Raw genomic sequence first — 7,191 nt, 5'->3', positions numbered from 1 at the left:
GGTGTCCGGCGCGGCCCCGCCGCGTGCCGGGCCGCCGGCCCGGAGGCGTCCGCCGGCCCGGGCGCACTCCCGTTCCGGTGGGATTGGACACCCTCCCGGCCGCGGGGCGCACCCCGGGGTCCGGCGCCCCGGCCGGACGGCGGGCGGTCCAGGTCGGGCACCCGCCGGGGCCGGACGCGCGGACCGGGTTCGGCGCGTCCGCGGACGACCTGCGCGCACGGGCCGTCAGGGACTCTCCCCTGGCCACGGTGGTCCCACCGGCGCCGGCGTACCCCTTCGCCGCGGGCGCGGGGCGAATGACTGCTATCACACGAGAAGAAGGTGCTTCGGCGGGTTAGGTAGTGTTCACCTGTGTGTTCCCACTACGTGGATATATCCGGCTGTCCGGGCGAACCGTTCCCCTGGGGAGGGGCGTTAGCCCAGGAGTCGGCCCACGAGTCCCGCTCCGGGTGCCCGACACGCGTCCCGCACTCCGTTCACACAGGGGCCACCGGCCGTCCTACCGCACCGTGGCGGGTGGGCGGGCGATGTCACCCGAACAGGGGTCACAGGACACGCATCCCAGACCAAGACGACCAGAACGAACTACAACTCGCACCGGGCCCCGGGTAAACCCCGGGGCGGCCACGGCCGTCAACGTGACGCCGAAGCATCCACTTTCATCCAGACAACGCACACATGTCATGAAGTGACGCGCATCCCCCGCGCGGGTCCTGATCCCTCCCGCGTTCCCTCTCCCCCACACGTCCACCCCGACGGGGTCCGCGTAGCCGGGGGCGTCGTTCGACATCTCGCGTTTCGACGGGAGACATCACCTTGCCTCACACCTCCGCGCGCCCGACGCCTGCGTCGGCGCACCGCACCGTGGCCGTCGTCCTGGCGGGCGGCAGCGGCCAGCGCATCGGACTGGCCACCCCGAAGCAGCTGCTCAAGATCGCCGGGAAGTCGATCCTCGAGCACACGCTCACGATCTTCGAGCAGGCTCCGAGGGTCGACGAGGTCATCGTGATGATGAACCCCGGGTTCGTCTCCGACGCGGAGGCGATCGTCCGCGGCGCCGGCCTGTCCAAGGTCACGCGCGTCCTGCCCGGCGGCACATCGCGCAACGCCACCACCCAGCTCGCCCTCGACGCCCTGGCGCACCTTCCGGCGGAGACCACGAACGTGCTCTTCCACGACGCCGTGCGCCCGATGCTGTCCCAGCGCGTCATCGACGACTGCGTCACCGCGCTCGGGTCCTTCGAGGCCGTGGACGTGGCGATCCCCTCCTCGGACACGATCATCGAGGTGGACGACGACGTCATCACCGACGTCCCCGTCCGCTCGCGGCTGCGCCGCGGCCAGACCCCGCAGGGGTTCCGCCTGGCCACCATCCGCGACGCCTACGTCAAGGCGTGGGACGACCCGGGCTTCGAGGCGACCGACGACTGCTCGGTGGTGCTGCGCTACTCGCCCGGCGTCCCCATCCACGTGGTGGCCGGCGAGGAGCAGAACATGAAGGTCACCCAGCCGGTGGACATCTTCATCGCCGACAAGCTGTTCCAGCTGGCCTCCTCCGCCACCCCCGAGTTCTCCGACGAGGACTACGCGAAGCGGCTCGCCGGGGCCACCGTCGTCGTGTTCGGCGGCAGCTACGGCATCGGCGCGGGCGTGGCCGACCTGGCGGAGAGGCACGGCGCGCGCGTGTTCCGCTACTCGCGCGGCGCCACCCGCACCAACGTCGCCAACCCCGACGACGTCGCCGCGGCCCTGGAGCAGGCCCACTCCGCCACCGGCCGGGTCGACTTCGTCGTCAACACCGCCGGCGTGCTCCGGATCGGGCGCCTGGACAAGACCGATCCGGAGACCATCGAGGAGGCCCTGCGGGTCAACTACCTCGCCCCGGTCCACATCGCCCGCGCCGCCTTCCCGTACCTGGCCCAGACCGGCGGGCAGCTGCTGCTGTACACCTCCAGCTCCTACACGCGCGGGAGGGGCGAGTACAGCCTGTACTCCTCCACCAAGGCGGCCACCGTCAACCTCACGCAGGCGCTGGCCGACGAGTGGTCGCAGGACGGGGTCCGGATCAACTGCATCAACCCCGAGCGCACGCAGACCCCGATGCGCACCAACGCCTTCGGCGACGAGCCGGCCGGGAGCCTCCTCAGCGCGGAGAAGGTCGCCCGCACGTCCGTGGACGTCCTGTTGTCCGACCTGACCGGCCACGTCGTCGACGTGCGCCGCGAGGACCCTCCCGGCGCCGTGACCGGCGCCCCCCGCGGGGAGACGGAGGGAGCCAAGTGAACAAGTTCAGAGAACTGGGCAGGGAGACCATCGGCTGGTCCGCCCTGCTCGGGCTGTCCTACCTGGTCATGCTCGCCGGCGTGATCACCGGCCTGTGGTGGGTCTTCCTGGTGGGGGCCGTCGGCAGCTACGCCATGGACGCCCTCCTGCTGCACCGCCTGCCCGCGCTCGCCAAGCTCGTCCAGCAGATCCGCCTGGGCATCACGCCGCGGGCCCTGCTGCGCCAGCTCCTCGCCCTGGGCCTGCTCATCACCACGCCCACGGCCACCTCCACGGGCATCGGCATGGTCCTGCTGACCTGCCTGGTGCTGTTCGGGCTCCAGCTGGTGTGCGGTGTGGCCGCCCGGCTGCTGCGGATGCGCCGCCGCCTGCCGATCGTCACCCGCAACATCGACCTGGGCCCCCTGCGCATCCCCGACAGCCCGCCCATGGTGCTCGTCCGCGAGCCCATGAGCCGCCTGCTGCCCCTGGACGCGTTCCTGGTCGCCGGAGCGGTCGCCTACGTCGCCGAGGGCGCGGTCTGGGCCGTCGTGGTCGGGGCGATCGCCTCCGTGTCCCTGACCGTGCTGGCCCTGGCGCTGTTCGGGTGGCACCTGGCCCGGGCCCGGACCATCCCCGAGTCCGAGCGGGTCATGGAGTTCGCCCAGAACTGGCTGGACTCCTACCGGCCCGAGGTCGTCCTGTACTTCTCGGGTTCGGCCGACTCCGCCTACCAGGTCAACATGTGGCTGGAGGCCGTGGCCGCGCTGCCGCGCCGGTCGGTGGTCGTCCTGCGCGAGCGGGTCATCGCCGCGCAGCTCGCCCCGACGCCGGTGCCGGTCCTGTGCGTTCCCACCTCGACCGACCTGATGGCGCTGGACTTCGGCCCGGCGCGCGTGGCCCTCTACCCGGCCAACACCGGCAAGAACATCCACATGCTGCGCAACCCGCTGCTGGGCCACGTGTTCATCGGCCACGGGGACAGCGACAAGGTCGCCAGCATCAACCCGTTCAGCAAGGTCTACGACGAGGTGTGGACCGCCGGACGGGCCGGGCGCGACCGCTACGACCGCGCCCGGGTGGGCGTGCGCGACGACGAGATCGTGGAGGTCGGCCGCCCCCAGCTCGACGCGATCCGCACCGACACCGCCCCCAACGCCGTGCACAGCGTGCTGTACGCCCCGACCTGGGAGGGGTGGACGGACGAGCCCGGCAACACGTCGCTGACCGACGCCGGCCCGGCGCTGATCCGGACACTGCTGGCCGCCGAGCCGCGGGTGCGCGTCCTGTACAAGCCGCACCCCTTCACCGGGGTCCGGTCCGCGGCCGCCCGCGGCGCGCACCGCCGCATCGTCGCGATGCTGGAGGAGGCCAACCGGGCCGCGTCCGCGAACGGCGACCGCGCCCCGGCGGGACGCGAGCGCCCGGACCTCGCCTCCCTCGAACGGCGCCTGGCCGCCTTCGACACCGACAACGGCGCCACCGACGAGGCCCACAACTCCCGTGAGGAGGGCACCGCCGACCCCGGCGCCGCCGCCGAGCTCCAGCAGCTGTCCGAGGAGTGGCACCGGGTGTACTGGGAGGGCCGCGCCGACACCGAGCACCTGGTCATCCAGGGGCCCCGCCCGACCCTCTACTCGTGCTTCAACCAGGCCGACCTGCTCATCAGCGACATCTCCAGCGTCGTCGCCGACTTCATCGCCACCGAGAAGCCCTACGCCATCACCAACTGCGAGGGCATCACGGACGAGGAGTTCCAGGACAAGCACCCCACCTCCGGCGCCGCGTACATGCTCGCGCCGGACGGGGGCGGCCTGGAGGCCGCGCTCGCGGCGGTCCGGTCGGCCGCGACCGACCCCCTGGCGGAGGACCGCACCAGGCTCAAGGCCTACCTGCTCGGCTCCGGCGACTCCAGCTCCCAGTCGCGCTTCGAGGCCGCCGTCGACGACCTCTACCGGCGCAGGAGCGACCAGCACCCGGTCGGCTCCGGGGCGGCGTCCGCGGACGCGCCCGACCCGGACGACGCACCCGGATCCTCCGCCGACTCCCCGCCCTCCGGGGCGGACCCCGCTCCCGCGCGTGTGTGACGCCCCGTCCACCGCGCTCCTGAAAGGAACCTGACAACCCATGGCCGGAGCAAAGCGCACGGTCCCCGAGGAACTCCAGCGCCTCATGCGCTACCTGCCCGAGTCCGAGCAGGACGAGCGGGCGCGCTTCCTCGCCGCCGCCGACGAGTTCGTCGGCGGCTCGGCCCCCGGTGACCTGAGGGCCTTCTCCCCGCTGACCAGGGTCAAGCTGTGGCTGGCCAAGGAGCACCGCCTGGACGACCTGGAGACGGTCATCCGGTACGAGCGGGACAACCCGCAGGCCCACCTGGTGCGGGGACGCCTGTCGCCCTCGGTCGAGGTGCCCGGCATCGCGCCGTCGTCCCTGCCCAGGGAGGTCACCCGGCTCAAGAACTCCGAGATGCCGCTGGTCACCAAGCTGACCGACATGGCCTGGGTGGAGGGACGCCTGCGCCTGCGCGGGTACGCGTACGTGCGCAACGTGCCCGTGGAGTCGGCGCCGCGCGTCCCCGCGATGGCGTGGCTGACCGACACCGCCTCGCGCCGGCGCGTCGTGGTCCGCATGGCCCCGCGGCACGAGCCGCGCGCCACGGCCGACTCCAAGCAGGCGCTGCACTGCTACGACTGGGCCGGGTTCGAGCTGTTCGTCGACCCCGCCAAGCTGCGCGGGAGCCAGGGCTGGAAGCCCTCGACGTGGTCGCTGACCCTCGGCGTGTGGGCCTCCGGCAGGCCGCACAGGGCGGGGCTGGTCCCCGGCGACATCGGCCCCGCCGGACACCAGCACGCCCACCGCCTGGACGCGTCCACCCGCTGGGTGAGCGCGTTCCGCAAGAAGCGGCTGGAGTTCGAGATCCAGTCCGTCGAGGCCGAACTCGTCGGCCACTCCCTCGACGCCGACCTGCTCAGCCTCGGGCTGCGCGGCCCGGCCGAGCGTCCCGTGGAGGGCCTCGTGCTCTCCCACGGCCCGGCCAAGGAGCCGGTCGAACGCGAGTACAGGGCCGAGGCGGACGGCCCCGACGGGCGCCGCCGCGTCACCGTGCCCCTCGCCGACCTCTCCGTGGCGGACACGGAGGAGACCCGTGAGCTGCGCGCCCACGCGGTCGTCGGCGGGCGCCGGGTGCCGGTCGTCGTCGCCGAGGGCGTGCTCTCACAGGCGCACCCGACCGACGGCGGCCGCGAGATCTCGGTGGGCGTCACCGCCGTGGACACCCTCGTCCTGCACGACCGCCTCCGCCAGCCCGTCGTGGACGCGATGGAGTGGGTGGAGGGCGACCTGGTGCTGTCCGGCTCCTACACGGGCCCGGACCGGGACCGCGTGATGGTGCTGCGCCACGGGGAGCGGTTCGAGGAGGTCCCCGTCCCGGTGGAGGTCGCCGACGGGCGCTTCCGGGCGGTGATCGACCCCGAGCACCACGACTCCCACGGCGACACCCTGCCGCTGCGCAAGGGCCGGTGGTACATGTCGTTCCGCTCCGTCCGGGACTGGGACGACTCCAACGACGTACCGGTGAAGATCCGGCACGACCTGGTGCCGCGACTGCCCCTGGTCCACCAGGGGGCCAAGCGCTCCTACTCCGTGGACCACCGGTTCCACGACCGCCTGTTCCTGTCCCCCGCCAGTCCGCTCGACGACTCCGAGAAGGGCGCCTACCGGCAGAGGGTCCTGCGCGAGGCGTTCACCGCGGAGCAGAAGGCGCTGCCCCTGCGCGAGGCGGTGTTCTACAACAGCTTCGGCGGCAAGCAGTTCTCGGACTCGCCGCGGGCCGTGTACGAGGAGCTGGTGCGCCGCGGCGTGGAGGTCGACCACCTGTGGTCGGTCGACGACCAGCAGGTGTCCCTGCCGCCGGGCGTCGTGCCCGTGGAGTGGCACAGCCGCGAGTGGTACGAGGCGCTGGCCCGGAGCCGGTACGTCGTCACGAACGTCGGCATCGGCGACTGGTTCGTCCGGCGCGAGGGGCAGACCGTGGTGCAGACCTGGCACGGCACCCCGCTCAAGAAGATCGGCGCCGACCTGCTCGGCACGCCGAAGGCCAACCGGGCCTACATCGCGAGCCTGCCGCACCGGTCCCGCCAGTGGGACTTCCTGGTCTCGCCGAACTCGTTCACCACGCCCATCATGCGCGGCGCGTTCCGCTGCGAGACGGAGATCCTGGAGGCGGGCTACCCGCGCAACGACGTCTTCCACGCCCCCGACCGCGAGGAACGCGCCGAGCGGACCCGCAAACTCCTCGGCATCCCCGAGGGCAAGAAGGTGGTCCTCTACGCCCCGACCTGGCGCGACGACCAGCGCTACGGCGGGACCCGCTTCAAGCTCGACCTCCGGATCGACCTGGAGGCGGCGCAGCGCGATCTCGCCGAGGACCACGTGCTGCTGTTCCGCAAGCACCCGAAGGTGCTGGACAGCATCCCGGGCGCGGGGCAGGGGTTCGTGTGGGACGTGTCCAAGTACCCGGACATCGCCGACCTGTACCTGATCACGGACGTGCTGATCACCGACTACTCGTCGGTGTTCTTCGACTTCGCCCACTCGGGCAAACCGATGCTGTTCTTCACCTACGACCTGGAGCACTACCGGGACACCCTGCGCGGGTTCTACTTCGACCTGACCGCGCGGGCCCCGGGGCCGCTGATCAAGACCTCGGACGAGCTCATCGGCTCCATCCGGGACATCGGGTCCGTCACCGAGGAGTACGCGCAGCAGTACGAGGCGTTCGTCCGCGACTTCTGCCACCCCTCCGACGGCCGTGCCACACAGCGGGTGGTCGACCGCATGCTGGGCGGCGGCGAGGGCTAGGACGTGTTCGTTGCATCACCTCCCCGCTCCCTCGTTCCAACCGAACAGAGGACCATATGAGACGGAAGC

The 7,191-nt window shown here is 72.1% G+C and carries 3 protein-coding genes; all 3 read left to right on the top strand.

Annotated elements, in window-relative coordinates; all coding sequences use genetic code 11:
* The first annotated feature begins 816 nt into the window (after positions 1–816).
* From ACWGL3_RS29810 to ACWGL3_RS29800, 3 genes are read left to right on the top strand one after another with little or no spacing between them, the layout of a single operon-like run.
* Complete coding sequence (locus ACWGL3_RS29810) at positions 817–2,283, top strand: bifunctional cytidylyltransferase/SDR family oxidoreductase (RefSeq protein ID WP_267946656.1); 1,467 nt, start codon at positions 817–819, stop codon at positions 2,281–2,283.
* Positions 2,280–4,349: a glycerophosphotransferase gene (locus ACWGL3_RS29805; protein WP_267946657.1), complete on the top strand. Its 2,070-nt coding sequence runs from the start codon at positions 2,280–2,282 to the stop codon at positions 4,347–4,349. Before ACWGL3_RS29810 ends, ACWGL3_RS29805 begins: the two co-directional genes overlap by 4 nt.
* A gap of 40 nt (positions 4,350–4,389) precedes the next feature.
* The gene (locus tag ACWGL3_RS29800; RefSeq protein ID WP_452462062.1) at positions 4,390–7,122 is read left to right on the top strand and encodes a CDP-glycerol glycerophosphotransferase family protein; all 2,733 of its coding nucleotides are present in this window, start codon (positions 4,390–4,392) and stop codon (positions 7,120–7,122) included.
* Positions 7,123–7,191 lie beyond the last annotated feature (69 nt).

This window comes from Nocardiopsis sp. NPDC055824, assembly GCF_053616335.1.
Note: the sequence above shows the minus strand (reverse complement) of the source record. Positions and strands in the feature narration are given on the sequence as shown.

Coding starts and splice junctions, on each gene's coding strand:
- ACWGL3_RS29800 (WP_452462062.1), top strand. CDS start 4,390: ATGGCCGGAGCAAAGCGCACGGTCCCCGAGGAACTCCAGCGCCTCATG.